The sequence below is a fragment of the Methylobacterium sp. WL64 genome (genome assembly GCF_008039945.1).
Taxonomy (GTDB): domain Bacteria; phylum Pseudomonadota; class Alphaproteobacteria; order Rhizobiales; family Beijerinckiaceae; genus Methylobacterium.
Genome location: NZ_VRVA01000346.1, coordinates 1 through 433, shown reverse-complemented (window position 1 = coordinate 433; position 433 = coordinate 1). Strand labels below are relative to the sequence as shown.

2 rRNA genes are annotated in these 433 nt (G+C 64.2%); both read right to left on the bottom strand.

Going from position 1 to position 433, the window contains the following annotated elements:
* Positions 1-35: 35 nt before the first annotated feature.
* Positions 36-151, bottom strand: a 5S ribosomal RNA gene (gene rrf / locus FV242_RS34195).
* Between the two features lie 175 nt (positions 152-326).
* Positions 327-433 (bottom strand): 23S ribosomal RNA (locus tag FV242_RS34190); the annotation flags it as partial.

The window sequence follows — 433 nt, the reverse complement described above, 5'->3', positions numbered from 1 at the left end:
GTGTGCGTGTCGAGGGATGTGTTTGCGATGTGCGGGTCTGGCGGCGACCGACTCTCCCGTGCCTTGAGACACAGTACCATGGGCGCTGGCGTGTTTAACGGCCGAGTTCGAGATGGGATCGGGTTCTCGGCACGCCGCTCAAGCCACCAGACCGGCGCATCGCAATGTTTTTGGGACTGGCCGCGCAGGGTGCTGCGACGGCGGGGTCCTCGTTCGGCAAGCATGCGGCAGCTGTCTAGGCTGCTGGTCTCGTTGTGCACGTGGTTGGCGTGGTCGTCATCCGCTTTGCAGCGGCTGCCGATCACGCACGGACACGGATCACGGGAGCGATCAAGTCAATCGGGCGATTAGTACCGGTCGGCTCAACGCGTCACCGCGCTTGCACCCCCGGCCTATCGACGTGGTCGTCTTCCACGGCCCTCAAGGGAGGTCT